General features: G+C 61.7%; 24 protein-coding genes. 17 read left to right on the top strand and 7 right to left on the bottom strand.

The features are described 5' to 3' along the window. Positions 1-230 precede the first annotated feature (230 nt). From JQ611_RS23325 to JQ611_RS23300, 7 genes are all read left to right on the top strand, one after another. Positions 231-926 (top strand): FMN-binding negative transcriptional regulator, encoded by a 696-nt coding sequence (locus JQ611_RS23325; protein WP_212466716.1) that lies wholly within the window; start codon positions 231-233, stop codon positions 924-926. Continuing rightward, a complete protein-coding gene (gene argC / locus JQ611_RS23320) occupies positions 923-1,900 on the top strand; it encodes an N-acetyl-gamma-glutamyl-phosphate reductase (protein WP_212466715.1) in 978 nt (325 codons plus the stop codon). The genes JQ611_RS23325 and argC overlap by 4 nt, the downstream gene beginning before the upstream one ends. Positions 1,901-2,089: 189 nt before the next feature. Next, positions 2,090-2,683, top strand: a complete 594-nt coding sequence (locus JQ611_RS23315) for a bifunctional 2-polyprenyl-6-hydroxyphenol methylase/3-demethylubiquinol 3-O-methyltransferase UbiG (RefSeq protein WP_212466714.1) — start codon at positions 2,090-2,092, stop codon at positions 2,681-2,683. Between the two features lie 4 nt (positions 2,684-2,687). Beyond that, on the top strand, positions 2,688-3,893 hold the full coding sequence (locus tag JQ611_RS23310) for an MFS transporter (RefSeq protein WP_212261801.1): 1,206 nt from the start codon (positions 2,688-2,690) through the stop codon (positions 3,891-3,893). Between the two features lie 13 nt (positions 3,894-3,906). Continuing rightward, entirely contained in the window at positions 3,907-4,032 is a 126-nt protein-coding gene (locus JQ611_RS42535; RefSeq protein ID WP_283816775.1) for a hypothetical protein, read from the top strand. Positions 4,033-4,122: 90 nt separating this feature from the next. Next, positions 4,123-5,913, top strand: a complete 1,791-nt coding sequence (locus JQ611_RS23305; protein WP_212466713.1) for a caspase family protein — start codon at positions 4,123-4,125, stop codon at positions 5,911-5,913. Next, positions 5,910-6,779 carry an alpha/beta fold hydrolase gene (locus JQ611_RS23300; RefSeq protein WP_212466712.1) on the top strand — a complete coding sequence of 290 codons (870 nt, stop codon included), beginning with the start codon at positions 5,910-5,912 and terminating at the stop codon, positions 6,777-6,779. The genes JQ611_RS23305 and JQ611_RS23300 overlap by 4 nt, the downstream gene beginning before the upstream one ends. A 79-nt stretch (positions 6,780-6,858) precedes the next feature. Here JQ611_RS23300 and JQ611_RS23295 read toward each other — a convergent pair whose 3' ends face one another. Next, positions 6,859-7,257: an MAPEG family protein gene (locus tag JQ611_RS23295; protein WP_212261790.1), complete on the bottom strand. Its 399-nt coding sequence runs from the start codon at positions 7,255-7,257 to the stop codon at positions 6,859-6,861. A gap of 70 nt (positions 7,258-7,327) precedes the next feature. After that, positions 7,328-9,133: an alpha/beta hydrolase gene (locus tag JQ611_RS23290; RefSeq protein ID WP_212389750.1), complete on the bottom strand. Its 1,806-nt coding sequence runs from the start codon at positions 9,131-9,133 to the stop codon at positions 7,328-7,330. 297 nt (positions 9,134-9,430) lie between these two features. Between JQ611_RS23290 and JQ611_RS23285 the strand changes: the two genes are divergently transcribed. From JQ611_RS23285 to JQ611_RS23260, 6 genes are all read left to right on the top strand, one after another. Continuing rightward, entirely contained in the window at positions 9,431-9,724 is a 294-nt protein-coding gene (locus tag JQ611_RS23285) for a hypothetical protein (protein ID WP_212389751.1), read from the top strand. Between the two features lie 278 nt (positions 9,725-10,002). Beyond that, positions 10,003-11,223, top strand: coding sequence for an LL-diaminopimelate aminotransferase (locus tag JQ611_RS23280; protein WP_211995011.1), 1,221 nt, complete (start codon positions 10,003-10,005; stop codon positions 11,221-11,223). A gap of 79 nt (positions 11,224-11,302) precedes the next feature. Continuing rightward, positions 11,303-12,622 carry a homoserine dehydrogenase gene (locus JQ611_RS23275; RefSeq protein ID WP_211995012.1) on the top strand — a complete coding sequence of 440 codons (1,320 nt, stop codon included), beginning with the start codon at positions 11,303-11,305 and terminating at the stop codon, positions 12,620-12,622. A 108-nt stretch (positions 12,623-12,730) separates the two neighbouring features. Beyond that, the gene (gene glpX / locus JQ611_RS23270; protein WP_212261782.1) at positions 12,731-13,729 is read left to right on the top strand and encodes a class II fructose-bisphosphatase; all 999 of its coding nucleotides are present in this window, start codon (positions 12,731-12,733) and stop codon (positions 13,727-13,729) included. A gap of 10 nt (positions 13,730-13,739) precedes the next feature. Continuing rightward, positions 13,740-14,189 (top strand): GNAT family N-acetyltransferase, encoded by a 450-nt coding sequence (locus JQ611_RS23265; RefSeq protein WP_212466711.1) that lies wholly within the window; start codon positions 13,740-13,742, stop codon positions 14,187-14,189. Between the two features lie 128 nt (positions 14,190-14,317). Beyond that, positions 14,318-15,037: a haloacid dehalogenase type II gene (locus JQ611_RS23260; protein WP_212466710.1), complete on the top strand. Its 720-nt coding sequence runs from the start codon at positions 14,318-14,320 to the stop codon at positions 15,035-15,037. A 151-nt stretch (positions 15,038-15,188) separates the two neighbouring features. Here the strand turns inward: JQ611_RS23260 and JQ611_RS23255 are convergent, their stop codons facing one another. Beyond that, on the bottom strand, positions 15,189-16,274 hold the full coding sequence (locus JQ611_RS23255; protein WP_212466709.1) for a methyl-accepting chemotaxis protein: 1,086 nt from the start codon (positions 16,272-16,274) through the stop codon (positions 15,189-15,191). A gap of 250 nt (positions 16,275-16,524) precedes the next feature. Beyond that, positions 16,525-16,659: a hypothetical protein gene (locus JQ611_RS42530; RefSeq protein WP_283813379.1), complete on the bottom strand. Its 135-nt coding sequence runs from the start codon at positions 16,657-16,659 to the stop codon at positions 16,525-16,527. 283 nt (positions 16,660-16,942) lie between these two features. On the opposite strand from JQ611_RS42530, the gene JQ611_RS23250 reads away from it, so the two are divergent. The 3 genes from JQ611_RS23250 (at position 16,943) to JQ611_RS23240 (ending at position 19,781) form a co-directional block, all read left to right on the top strand. Beyond that, positions 16,943-17,368 (top strand): hypothetical protein, encoded by a 426-nt coding sequence (locus tag JQ611_RS23250; RefSeq protein WP_212261773.1) that lies wholly within the window; start codon positions 16,943-16,945, stop codon positions 17,366-17,368. A 185-nt stretch (positions 17,369-17,553) separates the two neighbouring features. Continuing rightward, positions 17,554-18,594, top strand: coding sequence for an HD-GYP domain-containing protein (locus JQ611_RS23245; protein WP_212466708.1), 1,041 nt, complete (start codon positions 17,554-17,556; stop codon positions 18,592-18,594). Positions 18,595-18,674: 80 nt separating this feature from the next. Beyond that, the gene (locus JQ611_RS23240; protein WP_212466707.1) at positions 18,675-19,781 is read left to right on the top strand and encodes a DUF2336 domain-containing protein; all 1,107 of its coding nucleotides are present in this window, start codon (positions 18,675-18,677) and stop codon (positions 19,779-19,781) included. A gap of 15 nt (positions 19,782-19,796) precedes the next feature. Here the strand turns inward: JQ611_RS23240 and JQ611_RS23235 are convergent, their stop codons facing one another. Next, positions 19,797-20,672 carry an ornithine carbamoyltransferase gene (locus JQ611_RS23235; protein WP_212466706.1) on the bottom strand — a complete coding sequence of 292 codons (876 nt, stop codon included), beginning with the start codon at positions 20,670-20,672 and terminating at the stop codon, positions 19,797-19,799. Between the two features lie 20 nt (positions 20,673-20,692). Further along, positions 20,693-21,388 (bottom strand): GNAT family N-acetyltransferase, encoded by a 696-nt coding sequence (locus JQ611_RS23230; protein WP_249133394.1) that lies wholly within the window; start codon positions 21,386-21,388, stop codon positions 20,693-20,695. A 93-nt stretch (positions 21,389-21,481) separates the two neighbouring features. Between JQ611_RS23230 and JQ611_RS23225 the strand changes: the two genes are divergently transcribed. Beyond that, the gene (locus JQ611_RS23225; RefSeq protein WP_212466705.1) at positions 21,482-22,780 is read left to right on the top strand and encodes a hypothetical protein; all 1,299 of its coding nucleotides are present in this window, start codon (positions 21,482-21,484) and stop codon (positions 22,778-22,780) included. A 49-nt stretch (positions 22,781-22,829) separates the two neighbouring features. Here the strand turns inward: JQ611_RS23225 and JQ611_RS23220 are convergent, their stop codons facing one another. Continuing rightward, positions 22,830-23,042 carry a dodecin gene (locus JQ611_RS23220; RefSeq protein ID WP_212261757.1) on the bottom strand — a complete coding sequence of 71 codons (213 nt, stop codon included), beginning with the start codon at positions 23,040-23,042 and terminating at the stop codon, positions 22,830-22,832. Positions 23,043-23,669: the final 627 nt, after the last annotated feature.

The following is a 23,669-nucleotide window of genomic DNA, read 5'->3' as shown; positions in this document are numbered from 1 at the left end:
TGTGTTCTTCCCCGGTGTTTTGGCTTGACGGTGGAACCGCGCGGCCCTATAGGCACGCCCATGATCAACGCTTCGACCAGCATCATCGCCCGCCGCCGCCGCATTGTCGCGGTATGGGCGGTTGTCTGCGTTTAAGATCATCGCCTCTGCCGCCGGATACGATCCGCGGCTCTTTCCCTTCAAGACACGCGGTTTGATCTGGCGGCTCCTACGTCAAGCAGGAGTTTGAAATGTATACGCCGCCTCCGTTCAAGCCCGACCGTGCCGCCAGCCTGGCGTTTGCGGAAGCGCGCGGCTTTGGCCTCGTCTGCGCGTGGGATGGCGCCAAGCCGATTGCCTCACCGCTGCCGTTCTATCTCGGCTTTGCCGATGACGGGACGCCGCGCGCGCTGTTTCATGTTGCCCGTCATAATCCGCTGGTAAAGCTCGCCGGCGGGACCTCGTCCTGGCTGCTGGCCGTGAACGGCGCGGATGCCTATGTGTCGCCCGACTGGTACGTCTCGCCCGATCAAGTGCCGACCTGGCTCTACCAGGCCGTGCACCTGACAGGCACGGTACGGGCACTGTCCGACGACGAACTGGCCGAGCAGATCGAGACGCTCAGCGCCAAGTTCGAAAACTGGCTGTTGCCGAAGAAGCCCTGGTTGTCGTCGAAAATGACGGCCGGGCGGCTGGACGCCATGAAGAAGGCGATCGTGGGTCTGGTGATGACGGTTGAGGAGATCGAGGGCAGCTTCAAATTGAACCAGCACAAATCCGAGACCGACTATGCCGCCATCAGCAACGCGCTGGCTTCCCAGGCCAGCGCGGATGCGCGCGAGATTGCAGGCCTGATGCGCGAGGCGCGCCCGCAGGCCTTCATGACCGACATTGCCGACACAGCAGCAACGAACGAAGCGACGACGCTTGAAAGGAACGCGCCATGACCCTGACCGATATCAACCCGCACACGATCGGCGACACCAGGAAGCCCACCATCTTTGTCGATGGCGCGTCCGGAACGACGGGCCTTGGTATTCAGGAGCGGCTGCGCCTGCAGGGCGACGTCGCGCTGAAGAGCATTGCCGAGGACAAGCGCAAGGACGCCGGCGCCAAGCGGGCGCTGATGGAGGAGGTGGATCTCGTGATCCTCTGCCTGCCGGACGATGCGGCGAAGGAAACCGTGGCGCTGATCGACGGCATGGGCGCCAAGGGACCCAAGGTGCTCGACGCCTCGACGGCGTTTCGCGTCGCGCCCGACTGGACCTACGGTTTTGCGGAACTCGCGCCTGACCAGGCCGACAAGATCCGGAGCGCACGGAAAGTCTCAAACCCGGGTTGCTATCCGACCGGCGGGATCGCGCTGCTGCGGCCACTCGTGGATGCCGGTCTGCTGCCGGCGGACTATCCGATCACCATCAATGCCGTCAGCGGTTATTCCGGCGGCGGCAAGTCGATGATCGAAAGTTTCGAGGCCGGCACCGCGCCGTCCTTCGAGCTCTATGGCCTTGGCTTCGAGCACAAACATCTGCCGGAGACGCAGCTTTACTCGCGCCTGACGCGGCGGCCGATTTTCGTTCCGTCGGTCGGCAACTACCGGCAGGGCATGCTGGTGTCGGTGCCGTTGCATCTCGACGCGCTTCCGGCCAAGCCCGATGGCGCCCAACTGCATGCCGCACTCGCAAAGCGGTACGCGGGCAGCAAATATGTTTCCGTGATGCCGCTCGAATACGCGACGTCAAAAACCGGACGCATCGAACCCGAGGCGCTGAACGAGACCAACATGCTCGAACTGTACGTCTTCGCGAGCGAGCAATATCCGCAAGCCGTGCTGGTCGCGCGTCTCGACAATCTCGGCAAGGGCGCCTCCGGAGCCGCCGTGCAGAACATGCGGCTGATGCTCGGGTTGGCCGACAGTTAGGCCCAAAGCCTTACGCTCAAGCCGGCATCACGCCATCAGCGCGATGCCGGCGCTGCCCGTTCGGCCGTCGGGGGCTTGCGAGCGCATCCCAGAACCGCAGAATCCATAGTTGCGTCCGGCGAAGGCGGGTCTACTGTTTTACCGCAACACGCGGCTGATGCTGAGCCTCGCCGACAGCGAGAGGAATTCGTGGACGAGGCGACGCTTCAATTCTACCGCGGCCATGCCGAGGCTTACGCGGCGCGCGAGATCACCTCGCGTCGGGCAAGGCTGGAGGCGTTCGTCTCGCTGCTTCCACCTGGTGCTGCCATTCTCGAACTCGGATGCGGCGCCGGCGGCGACACCGCTGAAATGCTGGCGCGGGGCTTTGACGTGTCGCCGACGGATGGATCGCCGGAAATGGCGGAGGTGGCCTCGCGCCGTCTCGGCCGCCCGGTCGGGACGCTGCTGTTCCATGACATCGACGCGGTCGAGACTTATGACGGCGTGTGGGCCAATGCCTGCCTGCTGCACGTTCCGCGCGATGAACTAACGCAGGTGCTATCGCTGATCTGGCGCGCGCTGAAACCCGGCGGCGCTTTCTTTGCCAGCTTCAAGACCGGTGACGCTGAAGGCCGCGACACGCTGGGCCGCTACTACAATTACCCGTCGCCGGATTGGCTGCGCGAAACCTACGCCAGCGCGGGCAACTGGAATTCACTTGAAATCCAGACCGGCGAGGTCATCGGCTTCGACAACCAGTGGGCCCCGATGCTGTTTGTCGTGGCCCGGAAAAGCCTCTGATCCGATGGTCCTTCAGTCCGGCAAGACAATTTTCCGCGTCCTGATCGTTCTCGCGATTGCGCAGGTCATCGGATGGGGCACGATCGGGCTTCTTGCGGTCGTGGGCGGGCAGGTCGCCGCCGATCTTCACATGGACATCTCGGCGGTGTTTGCCGGCAACTCGATCTTCTATGTCCTGATGGGTCTGTGCGCTCCGATCCTGGCAAGGCCGTTCACGCAATTTGGCGCCCGCCGGGTGATGATCGCGGGGACCATCATCGGTGCGCCAGGCTTCGTCCTGCTCTCGCTCGCACACGGCCCGATACAGTTTTTCGCTGCGTGGGTGATCCTCGGCACGGCCGGCAGCGCCACGCTGGCCACGGCCGCCTACATCATGCTCAACGAGATCGCCGGGCGGGATGCGAAGCGCGGCATCGGCGCCATGATGCTGGTGACCGGGCTTTCCAGCAGTGTTTTTTGGCCCACCACGTCGTTTCTGTCAGACGTTATGGGCTGGCGCGGAACCTGTCTGGTCTATTCCGGGATGCTGCTGCTGTTGTGCCTTCCGCTCTATTATTTCGGATTGCCGCGTCGAACCGAACCAAAAGATGAGGCGATTTTCGCGGCGCAGCCGGCGGGCACGTCACCTATCGTGAAAAAAAGCACGTTCTTACTCATCCTGGCTGCGCTAGCGCTCAATGCATTCGTCGCCTTCGGATTCAGCGCCGTGCTGATCGAGCTTCTGAAGGTGGAGGGCCTGTCGCCGGCCACGGCCGTTACCTTCGGCTCGATGCTGGGCGTGATCCAGGTCAGCGCCCGGGGATTGGATTTTCTTGGCGGCGGGCGGTGGGATGGGATCACGACGGGGCTGTTTGCCGGCTCAGCTATCCCTGTGGCGATGTTTCTGCTGATGATCGGCGGCGGATCGCATTGGGCGATCGCGGCCTTCATTCTGCTGTATGGCATGGGCAGCGGCGCGTTCGCGGTCGCCCGGGCGACCATACCCTTGGTGTTCTACGACCAGGCCGAATTCGCCAAGGCGACCTCGCGCATTGCGCTGCCGCTCAACCTCATTTCCGCAGCTTCGCCTCCGGTTCTTGTTGGCTTGCTGACGAATTTCGGCAGCAACGCGCTGCTTGGCCTTGCGATGGCATGTTCGTGCGGGGCTCTCCTGATCCTGCTCTGGCTCAGGAAATTGCGTCCGACGACCGGGGCGATGGCCGCGAACTGATCGGGATAGGGGGGTGCCGGTATCAGAGGCAGTGGAAGATCGCCCGCGCCAGCACGGCCCGTGCGGGGGAGCCGACGGTGACGGCCAGGGTGGCGGAACACCGGTGGTCGGACTTGAGCAGATCGCGCTGTTTCCGTGATTCGACGGTCGCCAGTATTGACCGGCATTGCGACCTTTAGTTGAATGACCCACCGCGTCATGGCACACAGCCGTGGCGGATGGGGGTAGCATGTCGCGTATTGCGATCGTCATCGGGGTCAACAAACCGAAAGCGCCTGCGCCTCTGCAAGGCGCGGTGAACGACGCCAAGGCGTTTTCCGACTGGATCGCCAAGCAGGGTTTTGAAGTAAGGACCTTCACCGACGACAAGGGGCCGGTCGCATTCGCCAGCATTTTTAACGAGGTCGATCGCGTCGTTGACGCGGCCACCTATTCCCAGGTCGTCTTTTACTTCGCTGGCCATGGCTTTCAGAACGGCAGCTCGGAAATCTGGTTGCTCTCGGGCGCTCCGAACAACGCCAGCGAAGCGATATCCGTGGAAGCCTCGGTGATGGCGGCCCGGGAAAGCGGGCTCAAGAACGTGGTGTTCATCTCGGACGCCTGCCGGTCGATCCCCTCGCGAATGCAGGATAGCCGCGTCGATGGCGGCTCGATCTTTCCCAACGTGCCGCTTAAACGGCGTACGCGACCGGAGATTGATCGCGTGTTCGCAACGCTGCCGTCGCTGGTGGCGGTGGAAGCCGCGAAGGCGGACGACAACGCGCGCCTGGGAGGCATCTTCACGAAGGTGTTTATGGCGGGCTATCTCAATCCGCCGCCGGCCTTCATCGATAAGGTCCCGGAGAACGGCGGACTCATCGAGGTTGTGACAAACCGTAAACTCAAGGAGTTGATTTACGAACGGGTCCAGGATGCGGCCTCGGAAGAAATGCCAAAGGCAGGGCAAACTCCGGAGTTCATCCTGGAATCGGTACAGGCCTATGTTGGTCGTGTTGCGCGCGTTACCAGCCCGTTGAATGAGACGGGCTCGGGATTGGAGACCCTCGGTCCCCGAAGACGACTGGCCATGCGGAAACGTCTCCGGCGTGCGGCGCCCGTCCCGTCGGTGGCTGCACTGGCACTCCAGGCAATCGAAGCGGCTGCTCAGGGGCAGGGTGCCCGGGACGCGGCCGCGGCCGTTCGGAAAATCGGCCATGGCGCCAGCATATCCGACGCGATCGACCGCTATCTGGTTGACGCCCCGGTCGACCATTTTGAGACTCAGACCGGCTTTGCGGTGACCGGTGCGCAGGTTGTCGGGGCAACCTCGCCGCAATTTCCAGCCGAAATTCTAGGAACACAACTTGTACGCCTTCATCCGGCACGTATCGACGTTCCCTCGACAAGCGTGCTGATCGAATTCGACGGCGGCAGCGGCACGGTGTTGCCGGGATTGCGCGGTTACATCGGGCACGTCTTCGTCGACGGCGGCAGGGTAAGCAACGTCAATTACGTGCCATCGACGAACAGCAAACGGTGGAGCGAGTACCAGAACGTGCGCCGGGATATAGAGGCATTGCGCGCCGCCGTTGCGGCTGCCGCCAGCCTCGGCGTGTTTCGGATTGCGCCTCAGGAAGCACAGGCATTCGCCAACAATGTAAGACAACTCAAGGTATTCGATCCCGCGCTTGGTCTGTATGCCGCGTACGCCTTTGCCAGTGCCGGTATCGACGATCAGGTCGAATCGGTACTCGAGTACATGCGCCGGGACTTGGTCGCGGAACTGTTTGACGTTGCAATGCTGGCGCGCCGAGGAGTTCGGCCGCGCGAAGCCGGCGCAGATGCCGCAACCGATCTTCCGATCCTGCCGTTCTGTCCGATGTTGCGGCAGGGCTGGTCATTGCTGGCAGTGCGAGACGCCCAATTGCCGGATGCCATGCGCAAGGCACGCGATTGGTTGCTACCGGCCCTATGGACCACTTTCGCGCCGCAAGGCGTCGAGCTTTTACGCGAGGCAATAAAGCGGGGCGATTTGCAATGAGACTGCTGCTGATCCATGGCCGGGCGCAAGAAGGCAAGTCGTCGAAGGTCATCGAGGACGAGTGGATGGCCGCGCTTGGTCGCGGATTCTCGGGTATCGGCGTCAGAATGCCAGCGGGCCTGCAGATCGACGCACCTTTCTACGGCGACGAACTCCTGAAGCAACTGGCGCGTCACGACCTGCCTCCCGCCGACGGCGTCGCGACACGCGGCGGTGCCATGAACGACGAATATGCGGCATTCCTGGAAGATGTGGCGATCCAGCTCAGGAGCGATGACAAGGTTACGCATCGTGAGGTCGAAGAGGAAATGGGGCCGGTACCGCAGCCGCGTGGTCCGGAAAACTGGGAATGGGTTCAGGCCATCATTCGCGTCATCGATCGCCGCACCCCCGGCGTTTCAAACTACAGCATCGGACAATTGCTTCGTGACGTGTTCATCTACGCCAACGATTCCAAAACCCGGCGCGAGATCAACAAGATTGTGGCGGCTCAACTGACGAACGATCCCACCGTAATTGTCGCCCACTCGCTTGGCTCCGTCGTTGCTTATGAGGTGCTGCGAGAGCATGCCGGCAACTCCGTGCCGCGGCTCCTCACGGTCGGATCTCCGCTTGGAATCCGCGCAATTCGCGACAAGCTCGCAACGCCGCTCACGATGCCGACCGGGATTCGGGACTGGTACAACGCATTCGATGACCGCGATGTCGTCGCGCTCTATCCGCTCAATGCCGAGAATTTTGCTATCAAGCCGCCGATCAAGAACTACCCGTTTGTGAATAATCACACCGACAATCGGCACGGCATCGCCGGGTATCTCGATGATGCCGATGTCGCCACTCAGATCGCCGCGGCGCTCGGCGCCTGACGGACCTACGCACGACCTGACAGGGCACGCTTCCGTGAAGAAGCCGTGCCGTGGATGCACGTAACGTTCGGGATGCCTTTCAAAGCACCTGGAAGATCGCCAGCGCCAGCACGGCTTGCGCGAGGAAGCCGACGGTGAAGGCCAGGGTGCGGAACACCGGCAGGCCCAGCGTGTAGACGATCAGATGGGCGACGCGGGACCAGAAATAGACCATGCAGGCCATCACGGTCCATTTGGTGGAATAGTCGGCCGCGTTGAGGATCAGGACCAGGGGGGCGAAGATGATGAGGTTTTCGACCGCGTTGTCATGCGCGAACATCAGCCGGTTGGCCCATTCCGAATGCGGCTTGTCGTTGCGCGAGGGATTGGCCATGGCGCCGGAGAGGCCGCGGATCTGACAGCGATTGATGATGTAGGGGACCCACAGCAGACCGGTCAAAATCACGGTCAGCGTCAGCCAGAACAGTTCACGCGTCATCGTTTCCCCCTCGCTCGATTTCGATTCCCGATACGGGATATCAGCTTATAGCCAACCCTGCGGGCTTGCGCTACGCGCGGACGCGAACGTAGCTGCCGGGCGCATCCTCGATCGGCGGCATCGCCTCGGAGCCGACCGCGCGCGCGGGCACCATCTCGGCGTCGAGGCCCTCCAGCCATTGACGCCAGTCCGGCCACCACGATCCCTTGTGCTCGGTGGCGTTCTTGAGCCACTCGGCCAGCGTGACGTCCTTGATGTTGTCGTTGGTCCAGTACTGATATTTTCCCGACGCCGGCGGATTGACCACGCCGGCGATGTGGCCGGATCCGGACAGCACGTATTTGACCGGCCCGCCGAAGAACTGCGAGCCGTACAGCACCGAATCCGCGGGCGCGATGTGATCTTCGCGCGTCGCCAGATTATAGACCGGCACCTTCACCTTCGAGAGGTCGAGCAGCGTGTTATCAAGCACCATGCTGCCGGTGGACAGCCGGTTCTCCAGGTAGCAATTGCGTAAGTAGAAGGAATGGTTGGCTGCCGGCATCCGCGTCGCGTCGGAATTCCAGTGCAGCAGGTCGAAGGAGGAGGGCGGTTGTCCCTTCAGGTAATTGCTGATGACGTAGGACCAGATCAGGTCGTTCGAGCGCAGCATATTGAAGGCCATCGCCATCTTGCTGCCTTCGAGCACGCCGGCCGCCTGCATGTCGCGCTCGAGCGCCGAGATCTGGTCTTCGTCGACGAACACAAGCAGATCGCCGGCATGGGTGAAGTCGACCTGGGCTGCAAAGAACGTCGCCGAGGTGACGCGCACGCGGCGCTTTTCGGCGAGCCACGCCAGCGTCGAGGCCAGCAGGGTGCCGCCGACGCAATAACCCGCGGTATGAACCTTCATCTCGCCCGTGACCTTTTCGATGACGTCCATCGCGGTCAGCGGTCCCTGCCTCATGTAGTCGTCAAACGTCTTCTTGCCGAGTTCCTTGTCCGGATTGACCCAGGAGATCACGAACACGGTGACGCCCTGATCGACGCACCATTTGATGTAGGATTTTTCGGGCTTGAGATCGAGGATGTAGAACTTGTTGATCCAGGGCGGCACGATCAGCAGCGGCGTGCGCAGCACGGTCTCCGTGGTGGGCGTGTACTGGATCAGCTGCATCAGCTCGTTCTGAAAGATCACCTTGCCCGGCGTCGTCGCCATGTTGACGCCGACGACGAGGTTGGAGGGATCGGACTGGCGAATGCGCAACGTGCCGCGGCCGGCTTCGATGTCCTCGGCCAGCATCTTCATGCCGCGCACCAGATTGTCGCCGTTCGACGCCAGCGTCTCGCGCAGCACTTCCGGATTGGTGAAGACGAAATTCGACGGCGAGATCGCATTGCTGATCTGCTGGACGTAGAATTCGGCCTTCTTGCGCGTATGCGGATCGATGCCTTCGGCGTTCTTCACCAGTTCCTGCGCCCATTGCGTGGTGAGCAGGTAAAGCTGCATCACGAAGTCGAAGAACTTGTTGGTCTTCCACTCCGGATCCTTGAAGCGCTTGTCGCGCGGCGACGGCTCGATCGCGGGCGGGGCCTCTTCGCCGGCCATGCGGCGCACCGTCGAACCCCAGAGATCGAGATAGGCTTTGGCCATCTTGACCTGCAGATCGGACGCCCGCTCCTTGTCCGAAAGCCAGTATTCGGCGACCGTGCCGAAAGTCTTGATCACCTCGGCGATCTCATTCGGCGGTTTGTCCTTCGGCTCACCGTTTTCGCGCGGCTTCAGGTAGGCCGCGAGCGCCTGGCCACTGCTCTCCATGGCCCTGGCGATATTCATGGCGAAGGCTTCAGCGTTGAAGGATTTCGCAGCGTGGATTTCGGTGTTAACGTCGGTCATGTCTGGGACACTATAACTTCATTTCGAGTTCGTCACCGCGCCGATTGGCGGCGGTAGGTTTGGGTTAATCCTGTTGCACTGCGATAAAATTTCTCCGTTCGGACACATTGAAGCCGCACCGTTTGAGTTACCTGTTCTGGCTTTAATCGTTTCGGGCGACAATGGTTTGAAGGGTTGCGGAGAATTTGACGCAGCTCGACGATCCAGCGCTGCAAGGCGCATACCAACAGCTCTTGCCAGCGCGCGCTGTGCACACGATCTAAGGCAACGGGACAGGTATTGGGGACTTCCGGACGGATGCCGGTGGATCGGATCATAAGGCTGTGGTCGATGGCCGCGCTGCTCGCCGCCGCGCTCGCGGTCAGCGGCTGCTCGACGTCGATCGCGGATTTGCCAGGTGTCGGCGTGCCGGGCGACGCGCCCGCGCGTCCGAAGGAAGCCGGCGGCTATCTGCCGGTCCACGACCTGCCGCCGGAGCGCGACGAGGCGGTCATCAAGCCGGCGGAGCAGGCCAAGATCGAGGCCGAACTGCGTGCCGCGCGGGATCGTCAGGCGGCCGCGGCCGCTGCGCCAAACCCTGCCGCCAAATAACCTGTCTGTCTTGACGCGTTCGTGACGCGATCCTGCCGCCGCCCCGGATCAAGTCCGGGGCAGGCTTTCGCTTGAAAACGCTATAGTCTCTGGCGCTGCGGGACGCCCGTGCTAAAAGAGCCTTAATTCAACCGCATCACGGTCCGGCACTCAGGATCCTGCGCCTGAATTCGCTCTAAATCATTGATTGAGCGCGAGTTTTGGACGAAGCCGAATTCGGCTTCGAAAACCGCAGATTCTACCGATTCTGTCCCGCTGGTCGTCGGAGCAAGGGTCCCATGGAAGATTTCTACCGCATCCGCCGTCTGCCGCCTTACGTGTTCGAACAGGTCAACCGGGCCAAGGCGGCCGCGCGGAACGCGGGTGCCGACATCATCGACCTCGGCATGGGCAACCCGGATTTGCCGACGCCGGCCCATGTGATCGAGAAGCTGAAGGATACGCTGGGCAAGCCGCGGACCGACCGTTATTCGGCCTCGCGCGGCATTACCGGGCTCCGCAAGGCGCAGGCCGCCTATTACGCGCGCCGGTTCGGCGTCAAGCTCAATCCGGAAACCCAGGTCGTAGCGACCCTGGGCTCCAAGGAAGGCTTCGCTAATGTGGCGCAGGCGATCACCGCGCCCGGTGACGTCGTGCTGTGCCCCAATCCGAGCTATCCCATTCACGCCTTCGGCTTCCTGATGGCGGGCGGCGTGATCCGCTCGGTACCCTCGGAGCCGACGCCGCAATTCTTCGAAGCGGTGGAGCGCGCGATCATCCATTCGATCCCGAAGCCGATCGCGCTGATCGTCTGCTATCCCTCCAATCCGACCGCCTATGTCGCCGACCTCGATTTCTACAAGGATCTGGTGGCGTTCGCGAAGAAGCACGAGATCTTCATCCTGTCGGATCTGGCCTATGCCGAAGTCTATTTCGACGACAAGAACCCGCCGCCCTCGGTGTTGCAGGTTCCCGGCGCGATCGACGTCACAGTCGAATTCACCTCGATGTCGAAGACGTTTTCGATGGCGGGCTGGCGCATGGGCTTTGCCGTCGGCAATGAGCGGATCATCGCCGCGCTGGCGCGGGTGAAATCCTATCTCGACTACGGCGCGTTCACGCCGGTCCAGGTCGCGGCCACCGCAGCCCTGAACGGACCGGATGACTGCATTCGCGAGATGCGCGACACCTACCGCAAGCGCCGCGACGCGCTGGTGGAAAGTTTTGGCCGCGCGGGATGGGATATTCCGCCGCCAGCCGCCTCGATGTTCGCCTGGGCGCCGCTGCCGAAGGCCTTTGAGGGCGTCGGCAGCATGCAGTTCGCCACCCTGATGGTGGAGAAATCGGGCGTGGTAGTGTCGCCGGGCGTCGCCTTTGGCGAGCACGGCGAGGGCTATGTCCGCATCGCCATGGTGGAAAACGAGCAGCGTATTCGCCAGGCCGCGCGCGGCGTGCGCCGCTTCCTTGAAAGCGGCATTGAAACGTTGCACAACGTGGTTCCTCTCGCCAACCGGCGGTAGGCATGATCCCGAAAAGCGGACTTCCGGTTTTCGGAACCAGATCGTGCTTGGTTAGCTCTCTTCGGCAGGTTTTTTGGTCATGGTCGCACCCCTGAAAGTGGGCATCGCGGGGCTCGGCACTGTTGGCGCCGAAGTCGTCCGCCTCATCGAAGCGCAGGCGCGGACCTTGTCGGCGCGCAGTGGTCGCGGCGTGCGCGTCGTCGCCGTCACCGCACGCTCCAAGGTGAAGAAGCGCAAGCTCGATCTGCGCGGCATCGAATGGGTCAAAAGCCCGCTGGCGTTGGCCAATCACCCCGGCATCGATTGCTTCGTCGAACTGATGGGCGGTTCCGGCGATCCGGCGCTGTCGGCGATCGAGGCGGCGCTCAAATCAGGCAAATCGGTGGTGACAGCCAACAAGGCGCTGATCGCCAAGCATGGCGTGCGGCTGGCGAAGGCCGCCGAGAAGCATGGCGGCGCGCTGAACTACGAAGCGGCGGTGGGGGCTGCGATCCCCGTCATCAAGACCCTGCGCGAGGGGCTGGCCGGCACGTCAGTCAATCGCGTCTATGGCATCCTCAACGGCACCTGCAATTACATCCTGACCCGGATGGAGCAGGAGGGCCTGTCGTTCGCCGAATGCCTGAAGGACGCCCAGCGGCTCGGCTATGCCGAGGCCAATCCGTCGTTCGACGTCGATGGCCACGACACCGCCCAAAAGCTTGCGATCCTGGCCAGCCTCGCGTTCGGCACGAAGGTTGCACAGAGCGCGGTGTACGTCGAAGGAATCTCCTCGATCGCGCCGGAAGATCTGCGCGCCGCTGAGGAACTCGGCTATCGGGTCAAATTGCTTGGGGTCGCGGTGCGGACGGCGAAGGGAATTGAACAGCGCGTGCATCCGACCATGGTGCCGAAATCCTCCTCGATTGCGCAAGTGATGGGCGTCACCAATGCCGTCACCATCGACGGCGAGGGCATTCCGCCGATCACGCTGGTCGGCCCGGGCGCCGGAGGTGCGGCCACCGCGTCCGCCGTCGTTGCAGACATCGCCGATGTGGCGCGCGGGATTCGCGCCAAGCCGTTCGGACGCCCGGTTGAGCGCCTGCGCGCGACCACAAAAGCGCCGATGGAACGCCATGAGGGCGGCTATTATATCCGCCTGATGGCGCGCGACCTCGCTGGAACCGCTGCCACCATCGCGACCCGTCTGGCGGAACAGAAGATATCGCTGGAATCGATCGTACAGCGTCATCCCGACGGCGTTGATGCCAACGGGTCGACCAAGAAAGCGTCACCGGTTCCGGTTATTCTGATTACCTATGCAACCTCTGAAGATGCGGTCTATCGTGCGCTGGAAGCGGTGCAGCGCGACAAGGTGATCAGCGGCCGGCCGCAGGTGATACGGATTGAGAAGAACTAGCGCGCAATCCCCCGGTTCGCGCACATGCGCGATCCCCAGATTGTGCGCCACAAGAAACTGATATGCGGACCGAATGGTCCGCTGTGAAGACTCAAAGGAGTGCTTGTTATGTCGACCCATATTTCCGTTCCGCCGCAACTGTTGCTCGAGCGCATTCTCACGCTTGAAATCGTGCGGGTAACGGAACGCGCTGCGGTTTCGGCCGCGCGCTTGCGCGGCCACGGCCAGGAAAAGGCGGCCGACCAGGCCGCGGTCGACGCGATGCGGCGCGAGCTCAACAAGCTGCCGATCGAAGGCACCATCGTGATCGGCGAGGGCGAGCGCGACGAGGCGCCGATGCTGTTCATCGGCGAGAAGGTCGGCCTCAACGCCGGCCCGCAGGTCGATATCGCCGTCGATCCGCTCGAAGGCACCACGCTGTGCGCCAAGAACATGCCGGGCGCGATCGCGACCATGGCGATGGCTGATGGCGGCACGCTGCTGCACGCGCCCGACGTTTACATGCAAAAGCTGGCGGTCGGTCCCGGTTACGCCAAGGGCGTGGTCGAACTGGACGCTTCGCCCGCCGACAATGTGCGCCGGCTCGCCAAAGCAAAAGGCGTTGATCCCGCAGCAATCACGGTGCTGGTGCTTGATCGTCCGCGCCACGCCGACATCATTGCCGGCGTTCGCAGCACGGGCGCCGCGGTGCGCCTGATCACCGACGGCGACGTCGCCGGCGTGATTCATTGCGCCGACCCCGACAATACCGGCGTCGACATGTATATCGGCACCGGCGGTGCGCCCGAGGGCGTGCTGGCGGCGGCCGCGTTGCGCTGCATCGGCGGCCAGATGCAGTGCCGCCTGATCCTCGACTCCGAGGAAAAGCGCGAGCGCGCCTACAAGATGGGCGTCACCGATCCCAAGATGATTTACGGCATCGAGGACATGGCGCGGGGCGACTGCCTGTTCGCGGCGACCGGCGTTACCACCGGTTCCCTGCTCTCCGGCGTCAAGTTCCGCAAGGACGTCATCGAAACCGAAACCGTCGTGATGCGTTCGGTCACTGGTACTGTCCGCTACATCAAGGCCGAGCACCGGCAGCTGGACAAGTTCCACCTCGACTGAGGAAATGAACATGGCTGGAGAAATCATCATCCGGCCGATCGGCGAAGACGAACGTGTGGCGTGGAATCCGCTGTGGGACGGCTATTTCGCCTTCTACAAGACGGCGCTGACGCAGGACGTCAGCGATCTCGCCTGGTCGCGGTTTCACGATCCGGACGAGACGATGTTTGCGCTCGGCGGCTATGTCGATGGCCGGCTCGCCGGGTTCGCGCATTACCTGTTCCATCGCTCGACCTGGGCGCCGAAGCGATACTGTTATCTCGAAGATCTGTACGTCGCGGATGACGCGCGCCGCCATGGGCTGGGGCGTGCGCTGATCGAGGCGGTGTATCAGAAGGCCGAGGCGGCGGGGGCAAGCCGGGTCTATTGGCTGACGCAATCGAGCAACGCGCAGGCGCGTGCGCTCTACGACAAGGTTGCCGACAATCTCGGATTCATCCAATACCGAAAGGTGATTTAGCTGCCGTCATTCCGGGGCGCGAAGCGAACCCGGAATCTCGAGATTCCCCGATGTGCAATTGCACATCTTAGGTCTGGTCCTTCGGACCATCCCGGAATGACAACAACAACAAGAAACAGGGAGCAAGCATGTCCGATATTTCCGCCGTCAAGGCCCTGGTGTTCGATGTGTTCGGCACCGTCGTCGACTGGCGCACCAGCCTGATCGCGGATTTTACCAAGTGGTCCGAGAAGCGCGGCATCCAGGCGGACTGGACCGCGCTCGTTGACGGCTGGCGCGCGGTCTATTCGGCCTCGATGGACGAAGTGAGAAAGCATCCCGAACGCGGCTACATGATCCTCGACACGCTGCACCGGCAATCGCTGGAAAATCTGGTCGCGCAGCTCGGAATATCAGAGCTCAACGACGCCGATTTGCATTACCTCACCATGGGCTGGCACCGCCTGCATCCCTGGCCGGACAGCGTCGCGGGCCTGACGCGGCTGAAGACAAAATACATCATCTCGCCGCTCTCCAACGGCAATGTTGCGCTATTGACCAACATGGCGAAGTTCGCCGGGCTGCCGTGGGACCTTATCATGTCGGCCGAATTGTTCGAGCATTACAAGCCCGATCCCGAAACCTATCTCGGCGCGGCAAAATTGCTGTGCCTGCCGCCGGAGCAGGTGATGATGGTCGCCGCGCATAACCAGGATTTGAAAGCCGCGCAGAAGTACGGTTTGAAGACCGCCTTCGTCGCGCGCCCGACCGAATACGGCCCCTTGCAGAAATACGATTTCGAAGCCAAGGGCGACTGGGACATCGTCGCCAAGGATTTTGGCGGCATTGCCGACAGGATGGGGTGTTAGCGGAGAAACCGCATACTCCGCCGTCATCCTGAGGTGCGCGCTCTTGCGCGCCTCGAAGGATGGCCGCAAGCACCGGACCAGTCATGCTTCGAGGCTCGCCGAAGAGGCTCGCACCTCAGGACGACGACCCTCGGACGATCAGCTTCCGCTGCTATGTCGCGTCGCTCAATATCACCCCGTACCAGCCGAGCCCCCGATACGTCTCGTACCCCGGCGTCGCGTGAAACGCGACCAGCGTGCCTGATCGGTCCTGGTAGAAACCGCTACGCCGTCCATCCAGTGAAAGCTGCACGCGCTCGGTGAGGATGCCCTGGCCGTCGGAGGCCGCGATGACGCGGAATTGCGAATCGACCAGCAGCACGCGGGCCTTGTCGGCGGCACCGACGCGCACGCCCTGGACGATGGCGCGGGCCTGCGCTTCCCAATCGAAATGGATCGCGAGAATGCCGGTCGCGGCGGCGTTCGCCTTGCCACCGGCGCGCACGCTGGCGCAATAAGTGGCGACCTGGGCGTGGCCGAGCAGGGGCTGGGATTCAACGTCGCCCGCGACATAGTCGTCGCCCGAGCGCAAAGCCCGCGCGTCGCGAAACCATTTGGTCGACGCCACGTTCTGGCCGACGACGCCATAGCGATCCGCCCGGCCGTTGGCCAGCACATTGCCGTCGAGGTCGCAGAGCCACAGATCCAGATACACGGTATAGGCGCCAAGAATCACCGCGAGGCGCTCCGACACATGGGCGACGGCCGAAGCATCGGGCGAGGCGGCGCAGTCGACGACGGCTGAATCGGTGGCCCACCAGCGCACGTCGCAGGTGCGCTCATAGAGGTTGCGGTCGATCAGCTCGATGGCGTTCAGCGACAGATCCACCATGCGCTCGCCGCGCGACCGGTCGCTCATCCGCGCGATCGAGTTCATCAAATTGCCGGTGCGGTTGGTGAGCTGGCTTTCCAACTCGCGGGCAATGGTTTCGACCTGCTGGCCGACGTTGCGGACTTCCTGCGCAACCACGGCAAAACCGGCGCCCTGCGCGCCGGCGCGCGAGCTTTCGATCAGCGCGTTCAGCGCCAGCATCTTCATCTGGTTGGTGATTTTCTGGATCGACTTGGTCTTGTCGCAGGCGACCTGGTTGACCTCGGCGGTGAGCCGGGAGATCAGCGCGGAGATGTCGGATTCATCCTCGTCGGTCGCTGAATGGGCCGCGGTTTTGGCGGTCGATCTTGCAAGCGCGACGGACATCTGGAACTTCCTCTGCCTTCGCCCCCTCGATCGATCTCCTGCAGAGCGAATCGGGATTTAGGTGGGCGCACGTTCCATCCGTTGTCGCGAATCTTGCCTAATAGCGGGTTTAAATTCCGGGTCGCCTTGCGTAGTTGTACGGAGGCGAACTGCACGTTGTTTGTGCAGGTCATTTTTTAGGCAGCGACGGGGCTCCGCAGCGCAACGACGCGAACCCCGACGGGTGAGGTCGGGGGTCGCCGGTGCTGCCTCAGTAGGTCTTCTTCGGGACCGAGGGCGGGGAAAAGGGGTTGAAGGGCAGGGTGCCGTTGCCCAACTTGCCGCCGGTCACCGCGTCCAGTTCTTTTGCCGTCAGTTCGATCGACTTTTCGTTCGCGCGTTCCACGTTGCTTCTCCTGTTGCTGCCCCGGTGCAACATTGCATCGGTCTGACCAGGACAATGACGGATCGGCGAAGGCGGCGCTGTTCCCTGGGTGACAACCGAAACGGCAACAGTCGACAGGGCGGATTGGAGCCGACGTCTCCGACGCCGCTCGCAGAAGGCGCAGTCCGCGCCGCGTGCTACTCCGACGAAAGCCCAATAGTGTCGAAGCTATCTTCCGGCGGATATTGCGGTAAGCTTCCGAAGGAAAAACCCTCGCCCGCCGGGCCAAGAAGGGGTGTCGATAATGCCAGATCCCGTCGCCTTGTTCGCCACCGTCGTCCTGCTGTTTCCGATGGGTTATTTCCTGCTGGCGGCGCCGGCCTTTCTGCTGGTGTCGCTCGACATTCCGCCGGTCACCCAGCTGTTGCGCGGCATGTTCAGCTCCTATTTCCTGATGGTGGCCATTGCCGGCGCCATTGGGACGGTCGCCGTTGCCATGACGGGCCGGCTGTTTGTCGCCATTGGAATTGCCTTGATCGCGGCCTTCGCGGTCTGGGCGCGCCGCTGGTTTCTGCAGCGGTGGGATGCGCAGCTTCGTGCCAGGGATGCCGGCGACGCCGGTGCGGTGCGCCGGCTGCGGCGGCTGCATTGGGGCGGCATGCTGTGCAATGCGGTCGAGCTGGCGGTTATCTTGATCAGCATTCCCTACGTCGTCGTCACGCCGGCCTGATCAGCGCGGCAGGGCGGACCCCTCACCCAACAAGGTTACGTAGAAGTCCGGAGAAAAACCGGCATGGCGGCAATCTCCCGTTAGGGAGGTTTGCGTACGATTATCCGTTATTGCTTGGAATGATTGTTCACCATTGCGTTCGCTGAACCGGAGAGACCGCAGAGTCGGCTTTCACAGGTGGCACCATGCTTGTTCATTTCGTTACCGATGAACCCACGAAGATTCCAGCCATCCGCGCGATGCTGGAGCCGCAATATGACGTTCAGCCCCAATTGCTGGGGACCGGCAACGCGAGGATCAGCTCAGGCGGCGTATTGATGGTTGACGCCGACCTGCGCAAGCCAGTCCCTGTGGAACAGATCAAGCGTGTCCTGCAGGACCTGCGTTGCGCTTCGGAAAAGCTGTTTGTCGTTCAGAACCATCTGCACCACATGGTGGCTCAGGCGTATGCACTTGGCGCGACAGCCGTGGTTTCGCGTCCAAAGGAAATCATATCGAAACTGCAGCAAATCGATGTCGCCCAGAGGGCCGCGCAGGCCGGCATTGCCGTCGCATCAACCGAGATCACCGATGGTGCGGCAGCCTTCGCATCCATGTTTGCGGCGATACGGGAGGGCAAACCGCTAACGCTTTCGAGTGCCGAGGACGCCACATCGGAGATCGTCAACGGTATCGAGCAGAACGGACTTGGCGTCTGGCTTGACGACGTGCGCCGCTATCACCAGGGCACCTTCCAGCACTGCCTGCTGGTCACGGGAGTGGCGGTCGGCTTCGCCCTGAGTATCAAGTTCTCCAATGCCGACGTAAAGCGGCTCGGATTGGCCGCCACCCTCCATGATATCGGCAAGGCGCGCATTCCCCTGGCCATTCTCGACAAGCCCGGACGTCTTGACCCGGGCGAAGAAGAGATCATGAAACGCCATCCGATTATCGGATACGAATTGTTGAAGGCTCTGCCGGGAATTAGCCCGGAGACTCTTGATGGCGTGAGGCACCACCACGAGTTTCTTGATGGTTCCGGTTATCCCGATGGGCTGACGGCGCCGGAGATTTCCGACCTCGTACGATTGCTGACGATATCCGACATTTTCGCCGCGCTCATCGAGTCGCGGCCGTACAGACCGGCAATGTCCCGGCAGGATGCCTACAAGATCCTGTGCGCCATGGATGGAAAGCTGGAACGGTCGCTCGTGAAGGCGTTTCAGAACGTGGCGCTAACGGCATGACCCAAACTGCGGAATGAGGTTTGCGACGTTTTCTGCAAGGTAATTTCAGCCCGGACTTCTCATATGGAGCTAGACTAGCCATGGTGGCCGCAGCATCGCCGGATTCTATCGCGGGACTGACCGGGTCCGCAAAGGATGAGTCGGCTCAGCGGGATGCCCGAATTCTGAAGCAGGTGGCGGCCCTGTTCTTGTCCAATGTCGATCGCCTCCGTGAATCCCAGATAGCTGCGTTCGATGGCGTCCTTGTGCCCCTGATCGGGCGGATCGAGGCAGCAACCCTGGTCCATCTGAGCGAAGCCCTGTCCACGACGGATCTCGCGCCGTGCGAGACCATCCGCAAGCTTGCGTTTCACGATGATCCCTTGGTGGCTGCGCCCGTTCTGCGAAACTCCAATCGTCTGTCGGAAGCGGACCTTATTGAAATCGTCAAGACCCGTAGCCAGCAGCATTTGTTGGCAATCTCCGGCAGAAATACTCTCAGCGAAACGCTGACCGATGCGCTGATGAGGCTTGGCGATGTCAACGTCTCCAACGCGCTCGCGCGAAATGCGGGAGCACGGTTCTCCGAATGCGGTTACGCGACGCTTGTCGGAAGGGCCGAGCGTGACGAAAGCCTCACCGAAAAGCTCGGCCTCCGACTGGACATTCCTGCGAATTTGCTGCGAGAGCTGCTCACAAAGGCGACCGACATCGTGCGGGCGCGATTTTTGACGGCACCGCGGCCGGTTGTGCAGGCGCGTGGGACGAACGCCAAACCGATCAACGCCGCTCCGCGAAAGAAGATTGACTACACCCAGGCGCAGGCCGAGGTCCTGGCGCTCAATCGCTCCGGCAAGCTCAACGATTCAACGGTGAACCGGTTTGCGGTTCGGAGCGAATACGTCCACGTGGTGGCAGCGCTCTCATTGTTGTCTGAGGTGAAGATCGAGGCAATTGAGCCATTGATGGAGCCAGAGCGGTTGTATGGACTGATCGTGGCGTGCAGAGCCAGCAGGTTAAGCTGGTCGACAATGACGATGATCATCCGCAATCGGCCAGGTTGCGCGCCGCCGACGCAACGGGAGCTCGATCAAGCTCACGAGGTATTTGACACCTTGTTGCTGTCTGTGGCGCAGTGGACGGCGCGGTTCGGAGCCGATCGAATGGCGGCGAAAAAGATTAATTGTGCAGCTGCGGCACGGCAGTAGAAATCTACGCTGACGTCAGGAGACGTCGAATGCCCACGCCAGAACTGCATTTTGGGCGTGGAGCAGAAAGGCTTTGGCTTCAATAACGCGACATGCCCGATGCGTCATGGCATCGGCGGATACCTCTTTGCCACGGGATACCGGAGGGCAGGGCACGAAGTCGGCCTCCGGGTGGAGCCTGTCCAGCAGTGTGGGCGTGACCTGATATTCAAGCAACTCCTCGGGTTCAGCATCGGCTGCCCAGCAATCGGTGACGACAAGGTCGGCATCAACAAGTTCGTTCATATCGGCGCTGGTGCGAAAGCGCAGCGTGGAAGCCGCGGCATCCTGGTCGAGCCATTTGTCGGGATGGACCTGGACGACGTTGATCGGCAGGACCGCCGCAGCCTCGATCCACGATCCCAGAATGTTGGATTTTGGAGCGACAACCCCGACCTTGATCCCCTCTATGCGGCCGTGCCGGTGGAAGTGAAAGGCCAGATCGCCGAGCGTTTCGCAGGGATGGTTTTGCCGGGTACGGGCGTTGATGACAGGTGCGCGCGCCGAATGGGCAAGAGATCGCATGACGGCCAGATCCGGCGCACGGGTGACAATTCCGTCGAACCAATTGTCGAGATAGGCGGCGAGATCAGGCAAATCCTCCCGCGTATCCCACCGCAATGGCGCATGGGTGCAAATGCCGCCCATGGCCTGGATGCCGAGGTCAAAAGCCGTCGTGTTCCTCCAGCCGGAGTCGTTCACCACGAGCACGATTCGACGGCCGGCCAGGCTTTGAACCATCCGTCGCTCACGCCAGAACGCCGCCATGTTCTGGGCGCGCTCGATGATCGCCATCGCGTCGGAGGCATTCAGATCGCTGATCGCCAAAAGATCGCGGGTTTTCTCGTTCATGGTTCTCTTGCTTTTGATTTCTAGGCCCGTCCCATCCAGACCGTGCGCCCGGCGAGGGCCTCGAGAATATCCAGTTCGGCAAAGCCAAGGCGATGCCAGAAGCTTATGGCGCGCACGTTTTCCCGGTTCACGCCAACATGCAGGGGGCCGATCCCGCGAGTGGCCGCCATGGCGAGCCAGGCCGCAAACATGCGCGAGCCGATCTCGCGTCCCTGAACGCGCGGCAACAGATTCATATGCAGATGGGAAGGATAGGATTGGACGACGGCAGCCGGTGTCGGTTTCGGATTGTGGATCATGAAGATGCGCCGTTGATCGTGAGTCCATTCGGCCATGTGTGCCTGATCCGGCGCGGGATATTGCCGGCGCAGCTGCGGCCACCACTCCCGTTCGAGTCGCCTCTCCCAGGTCCGGGTATCGGAGGTGCCGGCGACGAAGCCCGCCACACCCGCCTCATCCTCCGCGACGAGGCAAAGCTCCGGTTGCAGGTTCGCATAGGGCGCTGAATAGACGTGACCCATCAGCTTCCGGTCGCGGTAGAGCGAGGATGCATCGCCACCCGCCAAACCCGTCGCAAGCGAAATCGAATAGAGCGCATCAATGTCGCGTGGTTGAAGCGGGCGAAATTTCACCATGGAAGAAGCGGTCCGGTACCTGTGCTTGCCTATACAAGGCTTCGTCGATATGCAGCAAATGAAACCGACAGGGTTGCGCAAGTTCTTGTTTACGACTTGTGTTTGAGTGTCTCTAATTCGAATCAGGGGCCGAGCGAACAATCTGTTCCGGTTTCCCCCTGAGGCGGTTCCTCAATGGCGAATGCCGGTGTCATGTCGACTGCAGCTGCGAATCTCGTCCGTAAGGCCGTCGTACCCGCTGCTTCGTTGTTGTTCTTTATGGCAGTACTGGCGGGCTGCCAGCCCGCTACGTCCGAAGGCATCAAGTTCGGCTGGTTTTACCGGATGGTCGTCGAACTGTCGCATGGCGGCGAGCCGTTCAATATGGAAGTCATTATCGGCTGCGGCTCGCAGGTCAGGCAAATCCCCGGCGAAGGGCGAAGCGCGCGCGCGATTTGGGCGCCTTACATCTTCGGAGTTCGCACAAAAAACGGCGAGGGCGTTTTGGTGCAGAGCCCGAATATCTGCGACCGGGATGTTGTCAAGGAGCCGGTGCCTGCCGATTTCCTTCCCGTTGCGTTCTGGGCGCCGGATGCTGGCAACCTGGAGTTTCTCGTCGCTTATCTTCACGAGAGCGCCTACGAGCAGCCGGTCTCGAAGCTGAAATTCCATCGCGCCACTATTACCGAAGCAACCGAAGCCGATTACAGGGCGTGGCGCGAGACCAAGTGGAAGGACAACATTGTCCCGATCGGAAGTCGGCGTGAAGATCACGTCAACGGGCGAAGCTATTTCCGTGGCGAAGGGTTTTTCCCCAAGGAAGATCCGCGCAACAAACTGTTGTTGCGCATGTCTTGCTATTCCTTTCTCCGGGTCCCCATTCCCTCCGATCTGCAGGAACTGATCAGGGCGCAATGGCCGCCGACTCATCCCCATTATTGGCTGCTTGGGTGGCCAATCGCGTGGCCGATCCTGTTCGAGGAAAAGCCGGACGTCACGCATTACTGGGAGAAATTTCGTGCCGAGGCCAGGCGGCGGGGACTCCTGGATCGCGAGGAGCCGCGCGGTCTTGCCACCTTCTATGAAGGCAAGGGAGTCAACCGCCGCTCCGGGGCGGGTCATATCGAGCGCAATCCAAAATCGCTGGCCTCCGGTCAGGGGTTACGAATCCCGGTTCGCGTTGAGACAGGTTTTCCTTGGGCAACCGAGCGGATGAAGACACAAGGCGCGTTCGACCTTCACGCCGACACCGCGAACGGCGCTGACCAGGGTTTTGCTTACTGCTACCGCGACTTGTTTGGCTACTACTTCTCCCAGCCGCCGGTTGGAGAACTACGGGCGGCCGATCATCGCATCCTTATCGACGGCAAACTGATCGGAATCTGGCCGGAAGCAAAAACCATGGCTCCGGGCGCCGTCATCGTCGAGCGCGACGAATATCTCTGGCTCAAAAACGATTTCCCGCTGACGCATGAACTCGCGAGGATGCAATGAAAGCCGTCGGGCGGATTGAGCCGGAGGCGCAATCCGCCGTCACTGTCAGCTATTGCGTCTCCAGCGTAAACCCGATTTTGAGGGTCACCTGATAGTGAGCAATCTTGCCGTCCTTGATGTGCCCCCGAGTTTCGACGACTTCAAACCAATCCATGTTTCGGATCGTCTTGCCGGCCAGTTCGACTGCCGTATTGATGGCGTCCTCGATGCTGGTTTCAGACGAGCCGACGATTTCAAGAATCTTGTAAACGTGATTCTTCATTTTGGACCCTCCCGGCCGATTGCACTCCTTGATGCATCCTTTCGCCCCGACCGAAGGCGACGATGCGACAACGACAAGGGATGTCGTGATTTCGCAGACAATAACCAGATGCAACCGGAGTGGTTCCCGATCGGCAAGTCATGAGCCAATCGCCCGACGAACTGCGACAAAACAACCCGACGGGCAAATCAGTTCTGCTTTTCGGAAATCATGTCAAGTGCAAAATTTCCGAAAATCAAAAATATTTCCCTTTCCTTCGACCCAAATCACCGGCACATTCTTGCCATCCCGTCCCACTCAGAGGGGCGTAGGCCGTCGTCACGACGAGGGGCGGGTTGCGGTGGACGCTGAGGTTGCGATTGACGGTCGCGGCTGATGCGTACGGCGAAAGCGTGTGGTCCTGGCGCCCGTAACGGCGTCAAGTCTTTCGGGAGCTAACGCTTCCGAGGGGCGACGGTGGCAATAGAGGCCGTCTCACCGGGGAGAGCGCGTCATAAGCCGTAAAGCCACTGCGCAGGGAATGTCGGATGCTCTCCGCTGCCCTGTATGCTCGTGTGCAGCATCTTGTTGCACAATCGCACACGAGACCGCGGGTGCAGCGCGCATCCGGCATTCCCTGCGCCCTCT

The organism is Bradyrhizobium sp. AUGA SZCCT0182, assembly GCF_018130185.1.
In the GTDB taxonomy this organism is placed as follows: domain Bacteria; phylum Pseudomonadota; class Alphaproteobacteria; order Rhizobiales; family Xanthobacteraceae; genus Bradyrhizobium.
Note: the sequence above shows the minus strand (reverse complement) of the source record. Positions and strands in the feature narration are given on the sequence as shown.

What these genes read in the sequence shown, in the direction of transcription:
- JQ611_RS23325 (WP_212466716.1), top strand. Translation starts at nt 231, where the DNA reads ATGTATACGCCGCCTCCGTTCAAGCCCGACCGTGCCGCCAGCCTGGCG.
- argC (WP_212466715.1), top strand. Translation starts at nt 923, where the DNA reads ATGACCCTGACCGATATCAACCCGCACACGATCGGCGACACCAGGAAG.
- JQ611_RS23310 (WP_212261801.1), top strand. Translation starts at nt 2,688, where the DNA reads ATGGTCCTTCAGTCCGGCAAGACAATTTTCCGCGTCCTGATCGTTCTC.
- JQ611_RS23305 (WP_212466713.1), top strand. Translation starts at nt 4,123, where the DNA reads ATGTCGCGTATTGCGATCGTCATCGGGGTCAACAAACCGAAAGCGCCT.
- JQ611_RS23300 (WP_212466712.1), top strand. Translation starts at nt 5,910, where the DNA reads ATGAGACTGCTGCTGATCCATGGCCGGGCGCAAGAAGGCAAGTCGTCG.
- JQ611_RS23295 (WP_212261790.1), bottom strand. Translation starts at nt 7,257, where the DNA reads ATGACGCGTGAACTGTTCTGGCTGACGCTGACCGTGATTTTGACCGGT.
- JQ611_RS23290 (WP_212389750.1), bottom strand. Translation starts at nt 9,133, where the DNA reads ATGACCGACGTTAACACCGAAATCCACGCTGCGAAATCCTTCAACGCT.
- JQ611_RS23285 (WP_212389751.1), top strand. Translation starts at nt 9,431, where the DNA reads ATGCCGGTGGATCGGATCATAAGGCTGTGGTCGATGGCCGCGCTGCTC.
- JQ611_RS23280 (WP_211995011.1), top strand. Translation starts at nt 10,003, where the DNA reads ATGGAAGATTTCTACCGCATCCGCCGTCTGCCGCCTTACGTGTTCGAA.
- JQ611_RS23275 (WP_211995012.1), top strand. Translation starts at nt 11,303, where the DNA reads ATGGTCGCACCCCTGAAAGTGGGCATCGCGGGGCTCGGCACTGTTGGC.
- glpX (WP_212261782.1), top strand. Translation starts at nt 12,731, where the DNA reads ATGTCGACCCATATTTCCGTTCCGCCGCAACTGTTGCTCGAGCGCATT.
- JQ611_RS23265 (WP_212466711.1), top strand. Translation starts at nt 13,740, where the DNA reads ATGGCTGGAGAAATCATCATCCGGCCGATCGGCGAAGACGAACGTGTG.
- JQ611_RS23260 (WP_212466710.1), top strand. Translation starts at nt 14,318, where the DNA reads ATGTCCGATATTTCCGCCGTCAAGGCCCTGGTGTTCGATGTGTTCGGC.
- JQ611_RS23255 (WP_212466709.1), bottom strand. Translation starts at nt 16,274, where the DNA reads ATGTCCGTCGCGCTTGCAAGATCGACCGCCAAAACCGCGGCCCATTCA.
- JQ611_RS23250 (WP_212261773.1), top strand. Translation starts at nt 16,943, where the DNA reads ATGCCAGATCCCGTCGCCTTGTTCGCCACCGTCGTCCTGCTGTTTCCG.
- JQ611_RS23245 (WP_212466708.1), top strand. Translation starts at nt 17,554, where the DNA reads ATGCTTGTTCATTTCGTTACCGATGAACCCACGAAGATTCCAGCCATC.
- JQ611_RS23240 (WP_212466707.1), top strand. Translation starts at nt 18,675, where the DNA reads ATGGTGGCCGCAGCATCGCCGGATTCTATCGCGGGACTGACCGGGTCC.
- JQ611_RS23235 (WP_212466706.1), bottom strand. Translation starts at nt 20,672, where the DNA reads ATGAACGAGAAAACCCGCGATCTTTTGGCGATCAGCGATCTGAATGCC.
- JQ611_RS23225 (WP_212466705.1), top strand. Translation starts at nt 21,482, where the DNA reads ATGGCGAATGCCGGTGTCATGTCGACTGCAGCTGCGAATCTCGTCCGT.
- JQ611_RS23220 (WP_212261757.1), bottom strand. Translation starts at nt 23,042, where the DNA reads ATGAAGAATCACGTTTACAAGATTCTTGAAATCGTCGGCTCGTCTGAA.